The sequence below is a fragment of the Truepera radiovictrix DSM 17093 genome (assembly GCF_000092425.1).
GTDB lineage: Bacteria > Deinococcota > Deinococci > Deinococcales > Trueperaceae > Truepera > Truepera radiovictrix.
In genome coordinates, this window is record NC_014221.1 from 2,016,052 (window position 1) to 2,031,598 (window position 15,547).

The window sequence follows — 15,547 nt, forward strand, 5'->3', positions numbered from 1 at the left end:
GCCCCATGTGACCCGAAGTCGCGCCCTTGGGGCGCCGAATCGTTAAGGTGGGCACCATGACGCCGCCCCTACGCCCCATCACGCAAGAGATCGCGGTGACCTTTCGCTACCCGGTCCACTTCACCCGCGGCCTCTTCAGGCCGGAAAACCCGCTGCTCGCCCAGACGCTCGCGCGCGCGGACGAAGCGGGCCCCAAAAAGGTGCTGGCCGTGGTCGACGAGGGGGTCGCGCGGCACCACCCCGAGCTGACGCGCCACCTCAGCGCCTACCTGGCGGCGCACCCCGGCCTCGAGCTCGTCGCCGCGCCCCTCGTGGTCCCGGGCGGCGAGGCCGTCAAAAACAGCCCCGAGACCGTCCACGCCCTGCAGCGCGCGGTGCACACCCACGGCATCGACCGCCACAGCTACCTCCTCGCGGTCGGCGGCGGGGCGGTGCTCGACATGGCGGGTTACGCCGCCGCGACCGCGCACCGCGGCGTGCGTCTGGTGCGGGTGCCGACCACCGTGCTGGCGCAGAACGACTCGGCGGTCGGGGTCAAAAACGGCGTCAACGCCTTTTGCAAAAAGAACTTCCTGGGCACCTTCGCCCCCCCTTACGCGGTGCTCTGCGACCTGGACGTGTTGACCACCCTCGAGCAGCGCGACTGGGTGGGCGGGCTCGCCGAGGCGGTCAAGGTCGCGCTGCTCAAAGACGCCCGCTTCTTCGACTTTTTGGAGGCGCACGCTGCGGCGCTTAGAGACCGCGACGCGGAGGCGATGGCCTGGGCCATCTACCGCTGCGCCGAGCTGCACCTAGAGCACATCGCCACCGCGGGCGACCCCTTCGAGTTCGGCTCCTCGAGGCCGCTGGACTTCGGCCACTGGGCGGCGCACAAGCTCGAGGCCGTGACCGACTACCGGCTGCGCCACGGCGAGGCGGTCGCCATCGGCATCGCGCTAGACGCCACCTACGCGCACCTCTCGGGCAGGCTCCCCCGGGGCGACTGGCAGCGCATCCTGGCGCTCTTTGACGCCTTGGGGCTCGCGACCTACACCCCGGAGCTGGAGACCGGGGCGCTGCTGACGGGTCTGGAGGAGTTTCGCGAGCACCTCGGCGGACGGCTCACCATCATGCTCCTCGACAGCATCGGCCGTGGGGTCGAGGTGCACGACATGGACCACGCCACCATCCGGCGCGCCGCCCAGCTGCTGGGGGCGCGCGCGAAGGGAGAGACATGGACGCAAGACGCGACGTTCGCAGCAGCTGCCCGCTGAGCCAACGCGAACTCATCGACACCTACTTTATGGAGCACCGCAACCAGGTGCTCGCTATCGCCGCCTTTTTGGACCGCATGGACCGTTCGCGCACCAAAGATGCCCAAGACGAGTTTCGCTTCGTCGCGCTGCAGCGCGCCCTTCGTGAACTCACCAGCGGCGAGTTTGGCCGCACCGAGCGCGTGCAGCTGCTCCTCAGCGACCTCGACACGAGCCTGCTCGAGGAGCGCGACCAACAGGGCGCCTACGGCGCGCCCAAACGGCAGGGGGTGACGCCGTGAGGTACATCGACATGCACGCGCACATGATTTCGCGCACCACCGATGACTACCAGCAGATGGCCCTGACGGGTTGCTTGGCCGTTACCGAGCCGGCCTTCTGGGCGGGGTACGACCGCCGCAGCGCCGAGGTCTTCGCCGACTACTTCGACCACCTCACCACCTTTGAACCCGCCCGCGCCGCCGAGTACGGCATCGCCCACTACTGCTGGCTCTGCCTCAACCCCAAAGAGGGTGAGGACCGAGCGCTCGCCAAAGCGGTACTCGCCATCATCCCCGAGTTTTTGGGGCGCGAGACGGTCTTGGGAATCGGCGAGATCGGGCTCAACCGCGTGACGCGCAACGAGCTCGCGACGTTTAAAGACCACGTGGAGCTGGCCTTGGAGCACGACCAGATGATCCACATCCACACGCCGCACCTCGAGGACAAGTACAAGGGCACCAAGGTCATCGTCGAGACCCTCGCCGCGGACCCCCGCATCGACCCCGCGCGGGTGATGGTCGACCACGCCGAAGAGCACACCGTGGGGATGATTCTAGACAACGGCTTTTGGACCGGTATGACGCTCTACCCCAAGACCAAAGCCTCACCGAACCGCGCGATTGACATGCTCGAGATGTACGGCAGCGAGCGGATCATCGTCGCTTCGGCGTGCGACTGGGGCCCCTCGGACCCCGTAGCGGTGCCCAACTTCGTCCTGGAGATGCGCCGGCGGGGCCACGACGAGGCGACGATCGAGAAGGTCGTCTTGCACAACCCGGCTAAGTTTTTGGGGCAGTCGCCCAAGTTTAAGCTCGAGCTGCCGTCCGCGTCTGCACCCGAGACGGGGGAGCCGCTAAGCAGCCACGCATAGCTACCCGCGCCGCATGGTCGAGCTAGCCCCTTGGCTCAAGGTTCGCTTTGGCGCCGAAGCGCCGCCGTTCTAGGAGCTTGCGCCACAAAACGGCTACCGCGCTGGTAACGCGACACACTGGTGGGGTTGTAACGACAGGAGACGGCGGCTTCACTTCGGCGCCCTTCTCGCGTTGCTTTTGCTGTCAGGAGGTGCCTCGAGGGCGCAGATAGAGCGTCCGTGGCGAGCCGCGCACCGTTTGCCACTAAACAACCACCGACTAAAGTCGGAGGGTTTGAAAGAGCGACTGAAAGTCGGGATACGGGTCATAGACCCGTCAGTCCTCTGTCCTGAAGTTGTCCTCTCGGGTCGGCTCGAAGTGATGCTCCAGGTAGCTCTTGATCATCTCTTCCGTGACTTGCCCCACCGTCGCACAGAAGTACCCTCTAGCCCAAAAGTGCCGCCCCCAATAACGTGCTTTTAGCTTCGGATACTCCTCGAATAGCTTGCTCGCACTTCGCCCTTTGATCCGCCGCATGATCTCACTCGGCGCCATTGTCGGCGGCGCACTCACCAGAATATGCACGTGGTCGCTACTCACCACTCCGCTCAGAATCCGTATCTCGAACGCCTCGCAGGTTTGCCGCACCAACTCCCTAACACGCTCGGCTATGTCCCCTTTCAGCACCTTGTAGCGGTACTTCGTGACCCACACAAAGTGGTACTCGATGTTGAAGACGGTATGGCTGCCATAGCGATACTCCATCCGCCAAGGCTAGCAGATGAAATCTGACCGCCTAAAGGCGGTGGTTTCAACCTTACGCTTGGAATAATGAACGAAGCCCTTAGCGAAAGCGGAGACCGATGAAGCTAGCTCCTTTTCACCTCACCTACTGCACCAACATCCACCCCGCCAAGGGCTTTCCCGCCGTCTGGGAGAGCCTAAAGCGCCACACGCTGCCGCTCAAAGCGTCGCTCTCCCCGGACGCGCCCTTTGGTGTCGGGCTGCGGCTCTCCGGCGACGAGAGCCGCGAGCTCTTGGAAGGTGACACTTTGAAAGCGTTCAAGGCGTGGCTGCTCGAAAACGGGCTCTACGTCTTTACCATGAACGGGTTTCCCTACGGCCCCTTTCACGGGGAGGCGGTCAAAGAGCAGGTGCACGCCCCCGACTGGCGCACCGAGGAGCGCGTAGCCTACACGCTGCGCTTGGTGCGCATCTTAGCGGCGCTGCTGCCGGAGGGCGTCACGGGCGGCATCTCGACGAGCCCGCTCTCGTACAAACCGTGGGTGAACCTGCGTGACGAAGCGGTGTGGCGCCCCATAACGGAAAACGTCGTGCGGGTCGCCGAGGCGCTCTTTGCGCTGCGGCGCGAGCGTGGGGTGCTGATCCACCTCGACCTCGAGCCCGAACCCGATGGCCTCTTGGAAAACAGCGACGAGCTCATCGCCTTTTTCAGCGACTGGCTGCTGCCCCGCGGCGCCCCGCTGCTCGCAGCGCGCGTCGGCATCACCGAGGCGGAAGCTCGGGACGCGCTCCTAGAGCACGTGCAGGTCTGCTTCGACACCTGCCACGTGGCGCTCGCCTATGAGCGCCCCGCCGAGGTGCTGGCGCGCCTCCGCGCTCACGGCATCCGCATCGGCAAGGTGCAGGTGAGTTCGGCGCTGAGGCTCACGCCGGAGGACCCCGAAGGGCTCCGGCGCACCCTCGCCCCCTTCGACGAACCCGTCTATTTGCACCAGGTCGTGCAGCGCAACGCAGGCGGCACGCTGACGAGGTACCCCGACCTGCCCGCGGCGCTCGCGGCCCCCTTGGCGGCGGACGCCGCGGAGTGGCGCGTGCACTTTCACGTGCCGGTCTTTTTGGCGCGCACGGAGCACGATCACGTCGCCACCACCCAAGAGACCATCTTGGAGACGTTCGCCGCGCTCCGCGAGAGGGCGCTTACCGAGCACCTCGAGGTCGAGACCTACACCTGGAGCGTGCTGCCGAAGGCGCTCCGGCGCGACCTCACGGCGCTGATCGCGCGCGAGCTCGAGTGGGTCAAAGGGGCGCTCTAGCAAGGCACCGCCGCTTTGGGCGTGGCGCTAAGCGGCAGGCGGTCGCACCGGCGGCCCCGAGGGCGCGTGTGTCATGCTGGGGGGGTGTCCGCCGAACTCTTCGCCGCACCCGTGCCCTTTGAGGAGGGCATCTACCGCGCGCTGACGCGCGTCCCCCCCCTGCCGCTCGCGCAGCGGAGCAACTTCTGGCCCGCTACCGCCGCCCTCTACGAGCCGCTGTGGCGGCACCGCTCGATCGGCCTGCTTACGCGCGGGGGCTTCTCGACGGAGCGCGAACTCGCCCTTATGCTCTCGTGGCTTCGCCCCCGCCCCGGCGAGACCGTCCTCGACGCCGCCGCCTCGGCGGGGCTCTACGCCCGCACCCTGCTCCGGCACGAACCCGGTCTCACCGTTCACGCCCTCGACCTGAGCTTGCCGTTTTTGCAGCGCGCCAAAACCTACGCCGAGCGCGACGGCATCGCCCCCACCCTGGTGCACGCCGACGTGCGCGCCCTCCCCTACCGCGACGGCGTCTTCGACGCGGTCGTGTGCGGCGGCTCGCCGAACGAGTTCACGGAGCTGCCGGCGGCGCTTGCGGAGTTCGCCCGGGTGTTAAAGCCGGGCGGTCGGCTGTGGCTCATGTACCTCTCACGGGCCGAGACGCTCCCCGGCCGCCTCGGCCAGGGGCTGCTGCGCCTCACGGGGCTCCGCTTCCCCGAACCCGAGGCGCTCGAGGCGGCGGCAAAGGCGGTGGGGCTCGAGCCGCAAAGGGCCCAGCACCGCGGTCGCGTCGCCCTCACGCTCTTTCGGCGCACCTGAAAAGCCACCACGACTGTAAGCTTTGTTGCAATGAAACGCCCCTAGGCGTCATACGGTTTAGATGTGTAGAATGAATGGGAAATTTCATTTAGGGAGGAAACATGGATATCGTCAGCATCTTACTGTGGATCGTCTTCGGGGCGCTCGCCGGCTGGATCGCCAGCCTCATCATGAAAACGAACCGGGAGCAGGGCCTCCTGACCGATATCATCGTGGGCATCGTGGGTGCCTTTATCGGTGGGTTTATCTTTAACCTTTTCGGCGCGACCGGCGTCACCGGCTTTAACATCGGCAGCTTGCTCGTCGCCATTATCGGCGCCGTTGTCCTGCTCGCTATCGTCAAGGCAGTACGAAGGGCCTAACAGCTTTGACATCCCTTAAAAAGGCGGGTTATCCCGCCTTTTTTCATGGCTCGCAGGGGGTTCCGCCAAGCCCATCGGTACTCAGCTGCTACCCGTTTGAGAGAGCTCTGACGCCCGCTGGAGAGCCTACCGCGTAGGGCATGCGAACCCGAGTCACCCTACGTATCCACTCGCACATGTCCGCCCTACAACGCCAGAGCGTGAGTGTTGGGATAGCCGACCTGCTCAACCCCAACGCGCGGCAAAGGGGAGCGAACTGATAGCAGTAAAATAGCAGTACGCCCACCCAAAAAGAGAACCCGCCTTCTTGGGCGGGTTTTACGTTTGCCGTCTCTGACGGCTTTTTCGTGGTAGCGATGGAGAGACTTGAACTCTCGACCTCACGATTATGAGTCGTGCGCTCTAACCAGCTGAGCTACATCGCCGCGCCGTGCGCTGCAGGCTTAGGGAGTATACCTTATAGCCAAGGGCTTCGGCAAGGGCTCGTCCTCGTGGGCAACGTGTGGCACGCCCCGTAGCACCACCAGGTATCCTCACTAGCGGCGCTGTCTCCCACGGGTGAGCGGGTGTATCGTAGACACAGCTGGTGGTAAAGGAGAAAACGTGATCGAAGGACTTTATCGGCGTGGGCTTCTAGGCATCGCTGACACCCCCGCGGTCGCCGACTTTGTCAAGAGTCAGGGGTGGAAGCTCGGCGTAGGGCGCTTCGTTGCGGGGGAAACGTTAGAGGACGTGCTAAGAGCGGTGCGGGCGCTTCATCAGGAGGGGCTCAGCAGCATCCTGGACCTTCTGGGGGAGTTTATCGACACCGAGGCGGGCGCCGAGGCGATGACAAACGAGGTTCTGCGGACGCTCGACACGCTCGCCCAGGAGGACACCGAGCGCTACATGAGCGTCAAACCGACGCAGCTCGGGCTCGGCGTCTCCTTCGAGCTGGCGCTCTACAACGCCCGCCGCGTCGCCGAGCGAGCGGCGGAAGTGGGTGCGAGGGTCTGTCTAGACATGGAGAACGTCCCTTACGTCGACGGTACGCTCAACCTCTTGCGTACGCTCTACGGGGAGGGGCACCACCACCTGTCGACCGTCTTGCAAAGCTACCTCTACAGGAGCATGGGCGACCTCGAGGCCCTCTTGACGCTCGAGCCTAAACCCGCTATCCGCATCGTCAAGGGCGCCTACCGCGAGAGCGAGGCGGTCGCCTTTCAGGACAAGCGCCAGGTCGACGACAACTACCGCGAGATGCTCTACCGCGGCCTCGAGGCGGGGGCGCACATCGGCGTCGCCACACACGACGAGAGCATCATCCGCGAAACCGAAGCGTTCGTGCGGGGCGCCAAGGCGAAAAACTACGAGTTCCAGCTGCTGTACGGGGTCAAGCCGAGCTTGCAGCGCGCGCTCGCCGCGCGCGGACACAAGGTGCGTATCTACATCCCCTACGGCGAGGACTGGTACGGTTACTTCAGCCGCCGCCTGGCCGAGCGGCCCGCGAACCTCGCTTTCGTCCTGCGCGGCCTGCTCGGCTAAAGGACCCGCGCAGGCCCTCACGCGTAGATGGCGCGGCGCGTCACCGCTGACTAACCAAAGGAGCACGATGCAACTCTTTGAACCCTACAAGATCGAGCCCTATTCGGACTTTTCCCAGCCCGACACGGTCGCAGCTTACAAAGCGGCGCTCGAACGGGTGCGGGCGCAGCTCGGCCGGGACTACCCGCTCGTCATCGGCGGTGAGCAAGTCACCACCGAGCACGGCTTTTTGGCGTCTCTCAACCCCTGCAACACGCGCGAGGTCGTCGGGCGCAGCGCCAAGGCCAAGCGCAAGGAGGTCGAGCGGGCGATGGACGCGGCGTGGAAAGCCTACGGGAGCTGGTCGCGGCTCCCCATGGAGCACCGCGCGCGCGCGCTGATGAAGCTCGCCGCGGTGATGCGCCGCCGCAAGTTCGAGCTCGCGGCCTGGGAGACCTTTGAAGCCGGCAAGAACTACCGCGAGGCCGAGGCCGACGTCGCCGAGGCCATCGACTTCTGCGAGTACTACGCCCGCGAGGCGCTCAAGCTCGCCGCACCCCTGCCTACGCACGACTACCCCGGCGAGGAGAACACCTCGTTTTTGATCCCGATGGGCGTGGGCGTCGTCATCCCGCCGTGGAACTTTCTCCTGGCCATCCTCGTCGGCACCACGGTCGGCCCGGTGGTCGTGGGCAACACGGTGATCGTCAAACCGTCGCCCGACACCCCGATTATCGCGCAGCAGTTTATGGCGTGCGTGGAGGAGGCGGGCTTTCCGCCGGGGGTCATCAACCTCGTCACGGGCGCGGACGCTGACATCGGCGACCTCTTGGTGGACCACCCGCGAACGCGCTTTATCAACTTTACGGGCTCGCTCGCGACGGGCCTGCGCATCCACGAGCGCGCCGCCAAGGTGCAGCCCGGGCAGAAGTGGCTCAAGAAAGTCTACGCCGAGCTCGGCGGTAAAGACGCCCTCATCGTCGACGAGACCGCCGACCTCGACCTGGCCGCCGAGGCCGCCGTGGCGAGCGGGTTCGGTTTTCAAGGGCAGAAGTGCTCGGCGATGAGCCGGCTTATCGTGGTCGACGAGGTCTACGACGCGCTCTTGGAGCGGTTCGTGGCGCGCACACAGCAGCTCACCTTGGGTCCCGCCGAGGAGAACGCCGACGTCTGCGCCGTCATCAACCAAAAAGCCGTCGACAAGATCATGGGCTACATCGACAACGGCAAGGTCGAGGCGCGCCTGGTGCTCGGCGGCGAGCGCGGTCCCGAGGAGGGGTTTTACATCCAACCCACCGTGTTCGCCGACGTGCCGCAGAGCGCGTCGATCGCCTGCGAGGAGATCTTCGGCCCCGTCGTGGCCGTGATGCGCGCGCGCGACTTCGACCACGCCCTTGAGATCGCCAACGCCACCGTCTACGGCCTCACGGGTGGGGTGTTTAGCCGCAGCCGCGAGCGGCTCGAGCGCGCCCGGCGCGAGTTTCACGTCGGCAACCTCTACTTCAACCGCAAGATCACGGGCGCGCTGGTCGGCATTCAGCCCTTCGGTGGCTTTAACCTCTCGGGGTCGAACGCCAAAGCGGGGGGGCCGGACTACCTGCGGCTCTTTATGGAGATGAAAACCGTCACGGAGCGGTTTTAGTCCCTCTTGCGACTATCGGACGGGGTGGCCTGGCAGCCGCCCCTTTGTTTAGGGTGATGCGAATAGGCGCTCGAGCTGCGAAGCATACCCTTGCGGAGCGGATCGCTGGCGCGTTGCAGAGCGTTCCGGGTGTCACGGCCGTCGCGCTCGGTGGGTCGTTGGCACGGGGCCAGGCTCAGCCGGACAGCGATATCGACCTCGGCATCTATTACCGCGCTGAGCATCCCCCCGACATCCAGGACTTTAGGAGAGTCGCCCGCGTGCTCGGTGACGCCAGCGCAGGCGAGACGGTGACCGACTACGGCGCTTGGGGCGCGTGGGTCAACGGCGGGGCGTGGTTGGAGATTGCAGGAGAGCGGGTCGACTGGATCTACCGGGAGCTAGGCCACGTCGAAGCGGTTGTCGAGCGGTGCCAGCGGGGCCACCCCGAAAGGCAGACGCACGGCGGGCACCCGCACGGATTTCACTCGCACATTTATTTGGGCGAGGTGTTTTACAGCCGAATCCTCAGCGACCCAGCCGGTGAGCTTGCGCGCCTCAAGGCGCGCGTGCGCGACTACCCAGCGAAGCTCCAAGAGGCGCTCATCAAGACCTATCTGTGGGAAGCCGAGTTCGCGCTGCTGATTAGCGAAAAGCCTGCCGCCAGAGGTGAAAGCAGCTACGTCGCGGGGTGCTTTTTCGAGTGCGTTTACGCGCTTGTCCAGGTGCTCTTCGCGCTCAACGAGCGCTACTTCGTCAACGAAAAAGGGGCGGTCGACGCGACGCGCACGTTGGGGCGTTGTCCGGCGGGTTTCGCGGATGACGTCGCCGATATCATGGGCTCGGTAGGAAGCACCGCAGCGGCGCTCGAGCGTAACCGCCAGCGCCTCCAGACCCTCTTGACCCAGGTCGCGGCACTGACGGCGCCCTGAGCCGTGGCACCGCTACGGCTCAGGGCGCCGCGAGCCCCAAGTACGCCTCCATCACCCGCGGGTCATTGAGGAGCTCGCGCGCCTCCCCCTCCAGGACCACCTCGCCGGCCTCGAGGACGAACCCGCGGTCGGCGAGCTCCAAAGCCGCGCGGGCGTTCTGCTCGACCAAGAGGATCGTCGTCCCGGCCGCCTTGAGGCGCGCAAAGATCTCGAAGAGCTCGCGGACGATAAGGGGCGCTAGCCCGAGCGAGGGTTCGTCGAGCATCAGCAGCTGCGGTTTGCTCATGAGCGCGCGGCCGACGGCCAGCATCTGCTGCTCGCCCCCCGACATGGTGCCCGCGAGCTGGCGGCGGCGCTCGAGCAGGCGCGGAAAGAGCGCGTAGACCTCCTCGAGGTCGCGCCCTAGCGTGCGCGCCGACGCGCGCCGCGCAAAGGCCCCGAGGCGCAGGTTGTCCTCGACGCTCATCGAGGCGAACAGCTCGCGCTTTTCGGGCACCAACGTCAGCCCCTCCCCCACCAACTGCTCGGGCGACCGGCCGCGCGTCGGCGCGCCGCGGTAGCGCACCACCCCGCTATGGGGTAGGAGGTTGAGGAGCGCCAAGAGCGTCGTCGTCTTGCCCGCGCCGTTGGGGCCGATCAGCGTCACGACCTCCCCCTGGGCGACCGTAAAGCTCACCTCTGAAACGGCCTGGGCCGCCCCGTAGCGGACGCCTAGACCCTCGACCGACAGCATCACGCGCGCACCGCGTCGCGCTTCTCGAGCGCGCTCCCCAAGTACGCTTCGATCACCTTCGGGTTCGCCCGCACCTCGGCCGGCGTCCCCTCGGCTAGCAGCTCACCGTAATGCATCACCACCACGCGGTCGACCAAGTTCATCACCAGCTCCATGTCGTGATCGACGAAGAGCACCGTCACCCCGTCCGCTTTGAGGCGGCGCACCAGCGCTGCGAGCTCCGCTTTTTCGGCTTTGCGCAGCCCCGCCGCGGGTTCGTCGAGGAGCAGCATCTCGGGGTCAGCGGCGAGCGCGCGGGCGATCTCCAGGAGGCGCTGCTTGCCCAAGGGGAGGTCGCTGGGGCGCGCGAAGGCGGCCTCGGTCAGGCCGACGCGCGCGAGCTGCTTGTAGGCTTCGGCCTGCGCGCGGCGCTCCTCGGCGCGATCAAAGCGCAGCGCCGAAGCGAGCATCCCCGCCGAGGTGCGCGCGTAGGTGCCGAGGGCGACGTTGTCCAGCACCGTCATGTCGTTGAAAAGGTGGGGGTGCTGAAAGGTGCGCGCGAGCCCCTTGCGGGCGACGCGGTAGGGCGCGAGGCCGCTGACGCGCTCGCCGCGGTAGCGCACCGTACCGGAGGTAGGGGCGAAGGCGCCGGTGATGAGGTTGAACGAGGTCGACTTGCCCGCCCCGTTGGGGCCGATGAGCCCTAAAATCTCGCCGCGGCGCACGGTAAAGGAGAGGTCGCGCACCGCGACGAGGCCGCCGAAGTGCTTGGTGAGCGCCGCGACCTCCAAAAGCGCCTCGCCCGCCGCGCCCCCCCCGCGCGACGCCGTTAGCCCCGCCCCCGTCGGCGGAGCGCGGCGGGGCGGGGGCAGGAGGCGCTCGACGAACCCCCAGAGCCCTTTGGGTGCAAAGAGCAAGATCGCTACCAAGATGAGGCCCAGCGCCACCACCTCGTAGTTGCCGCTGCGGCCCAAAAGCAGGGGCAAAACGCCCTGGAGCCAGTCCTCGAGCCAGGTAATAAGCCCCGCCCCCAACAGCACCCCCGGCAGCGCCGCGATCCCCCCGACGACCCCCATGATGAGGTAGGTGATCGACGCGTCCAGGCTAAAGGGGGTCGGGTTGACGAAGCGCAAAAAGTGCGCGTAGAGCCACCCCGCCGCGCCCGCCAAAAGCCCCGCGACGACGAACACCTGCAGCCGCAAGAGGGGCGGGTTGACGCCGAACGAGGCGGCGGCAACAGCGTCGCCGCGAAGCGCCCGGAGCGCCCGACCGGTGCGGCTGCGCGTGAGGTTGTGCGCCCCCACAAGGGCTAGCGCGACAAAGCCCCAGGCGAGGTAGTAAAAGGCGCCGGAGCTGCGCAGCTCGAGCCCGAAGACCGACGCGGGCGGCACCCCCGAGATGCCGGTGTGCCCCCCCGTCACGGCCACGAGGTTGCCGAAGACGATGGTGATGGCCATCTGCCAGGCGATGGTCGCGAGCGGCAGGTAGTGCCCTTTAAGCCGCACGGTGAGCGCCCCCAGGATGAGCGCCGCCCCCCCCGAGAGGGCGAGCCCCGCGAGCAGCCCGAGCCACGGCGACACGCCGTGGCGGGTCGTCAAGATCGCTGTCGCGTAGGCCGCGACCCCCATAAAGGCCGCCTGGCCGAACGAGGTCATGCGGGCGAGACCGGTGAGCAGGTAGAGCCCCAGCACCACCATCACGGCGATCGCGACGAGGTTAAGGAGCGTCAAAGAAAAGGTCGGCAGCCAAGACGGTAGCAGCGCCATGACAAAGGCCGCGAGGGCGACGAGAGCGCCCCGCACCACCCCTTGCGCGCCAGGGCGGGCGGGACGGGGCGCTTCGGCTGGCCCTTTCATTCCTCCTCCTCCCCGAGGTGCGTCGCCTTGAGGCTCAAGTAGACCAGCGCGGGGAGGATGAGCGCGAAGACGATCGCGTCTTTGTAGGCGCTCGCGGCAAACGAGCTGTACGCCTCGACCACCCCGACGGCGAGCGCCCCGAGGAGCGCCAAGGGGTAGCTCGCGAGCCCGCCCAGGATGGCCGCCACGAACCCCTTAAGGCCCAGCAAAAAGCCCATGTAGTAAGCGGCGTTGGTCAGGGGCGCGACCAGCATCCCGCTCACGCCGCCCACGAGCGCCGCGCACACGAACGCCACGCGCCCCGCCTCGGCGGGGCTCACCCCGACGAGCCGCGCCCCCAAACGGTTGACCGCCGACGCGCGCAGCGCCTTGCCGTGGAGCGTGCGGGTAAAAAAGGCGAAGAGCGCGCCCACCATGAGAAGAGCGAAGGCGAGGATGAAGAGCGCTTGGTAGCTCACCGGCACAGTGCCCAGCTGCACGCTGCCGCGCAGCAGCGCCGGCGGGCGGAACTGTTCGGGGCCGAAAAAGACGAGCCCGAGCCCCTGAAAGACGAGGTGCAAGCCCACCGCCAGGATGAGGTAGGTCAGCACCGACGCGCGCGGGATGGGCTCGTAGACGAGCCGGAAGGTCGCCGGGCCCATCGGCACGACGATTCCCAGCGCGATGAGCCAGAGCGCCCACGTCGGCAGCCCCGCCGCGCCCCAGAAGGTGAGCCCCACCAGGAGCGCCGCGAGCGCCGCGAGCGCGAGCAGGGTGCGCGGCCTGCGCAGCTCGAGCAGCGCCCACGCGGCGAGCATGGCGAGCGTCAGCCAGAGCGTCCCCGGCACCTCGCCGCGCAGCAGCAGGACAAACGAGAGCGGCGCGAACATGATGATCTCGCCGATAAAGACGGCGATCACGCGGGTGACGGCGAAGACCAGCACCAGGGCGAGCGCCACCAGGCCGTAGATCACGCCGTTGGTGAGCCCGTCCGAGAGCAAAAAGGAGAAGATCGTCCAGTCCATGAGGGAAGGGGCCGAGGGGGGAGCCTCAGCCCGGGGTCGCTACTCGTCGAAGGTGCTCACGAGCTGCCAGGTGCCGTTTTCGATCCTCACCATCACCGCGCTCGTCTCGAGCGTGAGCCCCAGGTGGTCCTCAGGCGACATGGTGAAGACGCCGTGGGTCGCAACAAGCCCAGAGGTCGCCTCGAGCTCGTCACGCAGCGCGCGGCGGAAACCCTCCAGGTCGGCGGGGTCGGCGCCGCCCTCGAGAGCGCGCGTCAGAGCCCCCTCGAGCAGCAACCAAGCGTCGTAGGCGTGAGCGCCGAAGGTCGAGTAGGAGCCCTCGCCGTACTCGGCTTCGTAGAGCGCGATGTACTCCAGGGCCACCTCGCGGCTCGGGAAGCCTTCGGGCAGCTGCTCAGCCACCAGGATGGGGCCGGCTGGCAGGAGCGTCCCCTCGACGTCGTCGCCGCCCAAGCTCAAAAAGTCGGGGTTGGCGACCCCGTGGGTCTGGTAGATGAGCCCACCGTAACCGCGCTCCAAAAGGGTGCGCTGCGGCAAGACCGCCGGCGTCCCCGAAGCGCCCACCAAGACCGCGTCGGGTTGAGCGGAGATGATCCGCAGCACCTGCCCCGTCACCGAGGTGTCCTCGCGGGCGTAGCGCTCGCTCGCGACGATCTCCAGGCCGTTCGCCTCGGCGACCGCCGAGAAGTCGTTGAACCACCCCTCGCCGTAGGCGTCGTTAAAGCCGATAAACCCGACCGTCCCCACCTCGCGCGCGACCATGTCGCGGACGATCGCCTCGGCCATGATCTCGTCTGTTTGCGGCGTTTTAAAGACCCACTCGCGCGGCCCCTCGACGGGTTCGACGATGGTCTTCGAGGCGCCGAGTGAGATCATCGGCACTTGCGCCTCGCCGACGACGTCGACCATGCCCAGCGACGCGGGGGTCGTGGTGGTGCCGATGATCGCCAGGACGTTCTGCTCTTCGATCAGCGAGCGGGTGTTGCGCACCGCCTGGGTGGTGTCCGAAGCGTCGTCGAGGATGATAAAGCGCACCTCGCGCCCGGCGACCCCGCCCGCTTCGTTGATAACCCCCTCGAGGAGCGTCAGGGTGTTGCGCTCCGGAATCCCGAGTGACGCCGCCGGCCCCGTCGCCGAGACGACCACGCCGATAGGGAGCGGCGCCTCCTGGGCGGCGCCGGAGGCCGCCAACAGGAGCCCTGAAGCCAAGAGCCACTTACCTACGCGCATACGCTTCCTCCCTCGAGGGGCAGCGCCCCGTGGGCGCTGCATGAGTTTTCACGCTGGCTTATAGTCTATCCCGAACGAACGCTTGTTCGCAAGTGTGGTGCGGGGTGGGCGCTTTGCAGCAGAACCTACCGTGCGACGACGGGCCGAGCTCGCAGCGCGGGTTCGCGCACCGCCGTCCCCGCGAAGGGCGTCCCCTCCTCGAACCACGACGCGGGCGCCGCGTGGCCCCAGAGGGTCTGGCGCTGCGGGTCGTCGAGGGTCCAGCGCAGGGGCTCCAAGTCGGGGTCGACGGTGAGGTAGTCCGAGGCGAAGAGCTCGACGCGGTGCCCGTCGGGGTCGCGCAGGTAGAGGAAAAAAGCGTTCGAGATGCCGTGGCGGCCGGGGCCGCGCTCGAGCTTGTCGACGTGCCCGGTGGTGGCGAGCACGTCGCAGGCGTGCAGGATGCTCATGACCGAGGCCGTCCACACCCCGACGTGGTGCAGCCGCGGGCCGCGCCCGTTGGTGAGCGCGACGTCGTGGACGTTGCCCTTGCGGTGCATCCAGACCGCCCAGAGCCTCGGGTCCGGGCCTTCGGTCTCGGTGTACTCGGTCGTGCGAAACCCCAGCTCGGCGTAGAACTCGTGGGTCTGCTGCAGCTCGGCGGCAAACAGGTTGAGGTGATCCAGGCGCATGATCTGCGCGCCGCGGTACAGGCCGTAGCGCTGGAGCAGCCGTTCGGCCCCGTCCATGCGGGCGTAAAACTCCAAGGGCACGCCGAAGGGGTCGCGCACCGCGAGCGTGCGGCCCTGCGCGTGGCGCTCGGTCCAGGAGGCGGGGAGCCCGCGCGCCGCGAAAAAGGCCTCGAGGGCGTCCAGGTCCCCCTCGCTGGCGACCTTGAAGCCGAGCGCGTGGGCTTCGGGGCTAGCGCGCTGCACCAAGACGATGCTGTGGTGGCTCCGCTCCTCGAGCCCGCGCAGATAGACCGCCTCCCCCGTGGCTTCCGTTTCGGTGAGGCCGAGCGCGTCCACGTAAAAGTCGCGCGAACGCGCCAGGTCGGTGACGCCCAACGTGACGTAGGCGCAGCGGACGATGTTGAAGGGCGGCTCCCCCGCCGCTCGCACGGGCATG

Annotated in this window: 15 protein-coding genes and 1 tRNA gene; 9 read left to right on the forward strand and 7 right to left on the reverse strand. The window is 67.2% G+C overall.

Features of this window, described 5'->3' with window-relative positions; translation table 11 throughout:
- The first annotated feature begins 56 nt into the window (after nt 1-56).
- Genes TRAD_RS09275 through TRAD_RS09285 form a run of 3 tightly spaced genes read left to right on the forward strand, consistent with a single transcriptional unit; the run spans nt 57 to nt 2,385 of the window.
- Nucleotides 57-1,253 (forward strand): 3-dehydroquinate synthase, encoded by a 1,197-nt coding sequence (locus TRAD_RS09275; protein WP_013178355.1) that lies wholly within the window; start codon nt 57-59, stop codon nt 1,251-1,253.
- On the forward strand, nt 1,214-1,534 hold the full coding sequence (locus TRAD_RS09280; protein ID WP_013178356.1) for a hypothetical protein: 321 nt from the start codon (nt 1,214-1,216) through the stop codon (nt 1,532-1,534). The genes TRAD_RS09275 and TRAD_RS09280 overlap by 40 nt, the downstream gene beginning before the upstream one ends.
- Nucleotides 1,531-2,385: a TatD family hydrolase gene (locus TRAD_RS09285; protein ID WP_041947227.1), complete on the forward strand. Its 855-nt coding sequence runs from the start codon at nt 1,531-1,533 to the stop codon at nt 2,383-2,385. Before TRAD_RS09280 ends, TRAD_RS09285 begins: the two co-directional genes overlap by 4 nt.
- A gap of 316 nt (nt 2,386-2,701) precedes the next feature.
- On the opposite strand, the gene tnpA is transcribed toward TRAD_RS09285, so the two are convergent.
- Complete coding sequence (gene tnpA, locus TRAD_RS09290; protein ID WP_013177059.1) at nt 2,702-3,130, reverse strand: IS200/IS605 family transposase; 429 nt, start codon at nt 3,128-3,130, stop codon at nt 2,702-2,704.
- Between the two features lie 98 nt (nt 3,131-3,228).
- On the opposite strand from tnpA, the gene eboE reads away from it, so the two are divergent.
- The 3 genes from eboE to TRAD_RS09305 all read left to right on the forward strand — a co-directional run bounded on the left by eboE (nt 3,229) and on the right by TRAD_RS09305 (nt 5,582).
- Complete coding sequence (eboE, locus tag TRAD_RS09295) at nt 3,229-4,422, forward strand: metabolite traffic protein EboE (protein ID WP_013178358.1); 1,194 nt, start codon at nt 3,229-3,231, stop codon at nt 4,420-4,422.
- An 84-nt stretch (nt 4,423-4,506) separates the two neighbouring features.
- Nucleotides 4,507-5,220 carry a class I SAM-dependent methyltransferase gene (locus tag TRAD_RS09300; RefSeq protein ID WP_049773069.1) on the forward strand — a complete coding sequence of 238 codons (714 nt, stop codon included), beginning with the start codon at nt 4,507-4,509 and terminating at the stop codon, nt 5,218-5,220.
- A 101-nt stretch (nt 5,221-5,321) separates the two neighbouring features.
- Nucleotides 5,322-5,582: a GlsB/YeaQ/YmgE family stress response membrane protein gene (locus tag TRAD_RS09305; RefSeq protein ID WP_013178360.1), complete on the forward strand. Its 261-nt coding sequence runs from the start codon at nt 5,322-5,324 to the stop codon at nt 5,580-5,582.
- A 348-nt stretch (nt 5,583-5,930) separates the two neighbouring features.
- Here TRAD_RS09305 and TRAD_RS09310 read toward each other — a convergent pair.
- Nucleotides 5,931-6,007: transfer RNA gene (locus TRAD_RS09310), tRNA-Met, on the reverse strand.
- Nucleotides 6,008-6,185: 178 nt separating this feature from the next.
- On the opposite strand from TRAD_RS09310, the gene TRAD_RS09315 reads away from it, so the two are divergent.
- The 3 genes from TRAD_RS09315 (at nt 6,186) to TRAD_RS09325 (ending at nt 9,638) form a co-directional block, all read left to right on the forward strand.
- On the forward strand, nt 6,186-7,106 hold the full coding sequence (locus TRAD_RS09315; protein ID WP_013178361.1) for a proline dehydrogenase family protein: 921 nt from the start codon (nt 6,186-6,188) through the stop codon (nt 7,104-7,106).
- 67 nt (nt 7,107-7,173) lie between these two features.
- The gene (gene pruA, locus TRAD_RS09320) at nt 7,174-8,727 is read left to right on the forward strand and encodes an L-glutamate gamma-semialdehyde dehydrogenase (protein ID WP_013178362.1); all 1,554 of its coding nucleotides are present in this window, start codon (nt 7,174-7,176) and stop codon (nt 8,725-8,727) included.
- A 56-nt stretch (nt 8,728-8,783) separates the two neighbouring features.
- Nucleotides 8,784-9,638 carry a nucleotidyltransferase domain-containing protein gene (locus tag TRAD_RS09325; RefSeq protein ID WP_013178363.1) on the forward strand — a complete coding sequence of 285 codons (855 nt, stop codon included), beginning with the start codon at nt 8,784-8,786 and terminating at the stop codon, nt 9,636-9,638.
- 19 nt (nt 9,639-9,657) lie between these two features.
- On the opposite strand, the gene TRAD_RS09330 is transcribed toward TRAD_RS09325, so the two are convergent.
- The 5 genes from TRAD_RS09330 to hpaD form a co-directional block, all read right to left on the reverse strand.
- Nucleotides 9,658-10,371, reverse strand: a complete 714-nt coding sequence (locus tag TRAD_RS09330; RefSeq protein WP_013178364.1) for an ABC transporter ATP-binding protein — start codon at nt 10,369-10,371, stop codon at nt 9,658-9,660.
- Nucleotides 10,371-12,206 carry a branched-chain amino acid ABC transporter ATP-binding protein/permease gene (locus tag TRAD_RS09335; protein ID WP_013178365.1) on the reverse strand — a complete coding sequence of 612 codons (1,836 nt, stop codon included), beginning with the start codon at nt 12,204-12,206 and terminating at the stop codon, nt 10,371-10,373. Before TRAD_RS09335 ends, TRAD_RS09330 begins: the two co-directional genes overlap by 1 nt.
- Entirely contained in the window at nt 12,203-13,210 is a 1,008-nt protein-coding gene (locus TRAD_RS09340) for a branched-chain amino acid ABC transporter permease (RefSeq protein WP_013178366.1), read from the reverse strand. The genes TRAD_RS09335 and TRAD_RS09340 overlap by 4 nt, the downstream gene beginning before the upstream one ends.
- 39 nt (nt 13,211-13,249) lie before the next feature.
- Complete coding sequence (locus tag TRAD_RS09345) at nt 13,250-14,440, reverse strand: ABC transporter substrate-binding protein (RefSeq protein ID WP_013178367.1); 1,191 nt, start codon at nt 14,438-14,440, stop codon at nt 13,250-13,252.
- Between the two features lie 125 nt (nt 14,441-14,565).
- Complete coding sequence (hpaD, locus tag TRAD_RS09350; RefSeq protein ID WP_013178368.1) at nt 14,566-15,546, reverse strand: 3,4-dihydroxyphenylacetate 2,3-dioxygenase; 981 nt, start codon at nt 15,544-15,546, stop codon at nt 14,566-14,568.
- Nucleotide 15,547: the final 1 nt, after the last annotated feature.

Excerpts from the sequence above, each read along its gene's own strand:
- TRAD_RS09275 (WP_013178355.1), top strand. The coding sequence starts at position 57 with ATGACGCCGCCCCTACGCCCCATCACGCAAGAGATCGCGGTGACCTTT.
- TRAD_RS09280 (WP_013178356.1), top strand. The coding sequence starts at position 1,214 with ATGGACGCAAGACGCGACGTTCGCAGCAGCTGCCCGCTGAGCCAACGC.
- tnpA (WP_013177059.1), bottom strand. The coding sequence starts at position 3,130 with ATGGAGTATCGCTATGGCAGCCATACCGTCTTCAACATCGAGTACCAC.
- eboE (WP_013178358.1), top strand. The coding sequence starts at position 3,229 with ATGAAGCTAGCTCCTTTTCACCTCACCTACTGCACCAACATCCACCCC.
- TRAD_RS09305 (WP_013178360.1), top strand. The coding sequence starts at position 5,322 with ATGGATATCGTCAGCATCTTACTGTGGATCGTCTTCGGGGCGCTCGCC.
- pruA (WP_013178362.1), top strand. The coding sequence starts at position 7,174 with ATGCAACTCTTTGAACCCTACAAGATCGAGCCCTATTCGGACTTTTCC.
- TRAD_RS09325 (WP_013178363.1), top strand. The coding sequence starts at position 8,784 with ATGCGAATAGGCGCTCGAGCTGCGAAGCATACCCTTGCGGAGCGGATC.
- TRAD_RS09330 (WP_013178364.1), bottom strand. The coding sequence starts at position 10,371 with ATGCTGTCGGTCGAGGGTCTAGGCGTCCGCTACGGGGCGGCCCAGGCC.
- TRAD_RS09335 (WP_013178365.1), bottom strand. The coding sequence starts at position 12,206 with ATGAAAGGGCCAGCCGAAGCGCCCCGTCCCGCCCGCCCTGGCGCGCAA.
- TRAD_RS09340 (WP_013178366.1), bottom strand. The coding sequence starts at position 13,210 with ATGGACTGGACGATCTTCTCCTTTTTGCTCTCGGACGGGCTCACCAAC.
- TRAD_RS09345 (WP_013178367.1), bottom strand. The coding sequence starts at position 14,440 with ATGCGCGTAGGTAAGTGGCTCTTGGCTTCAGGGCTCCTGTTGGCGGCC.
- hpaD (WP_013178368.1), bottom strand. The coding sequence starts at position 15,546 with ATGCCCGTGCGAGCGGCGGGGGAGCCGCCCTTCAACATCGTCCGCTGC.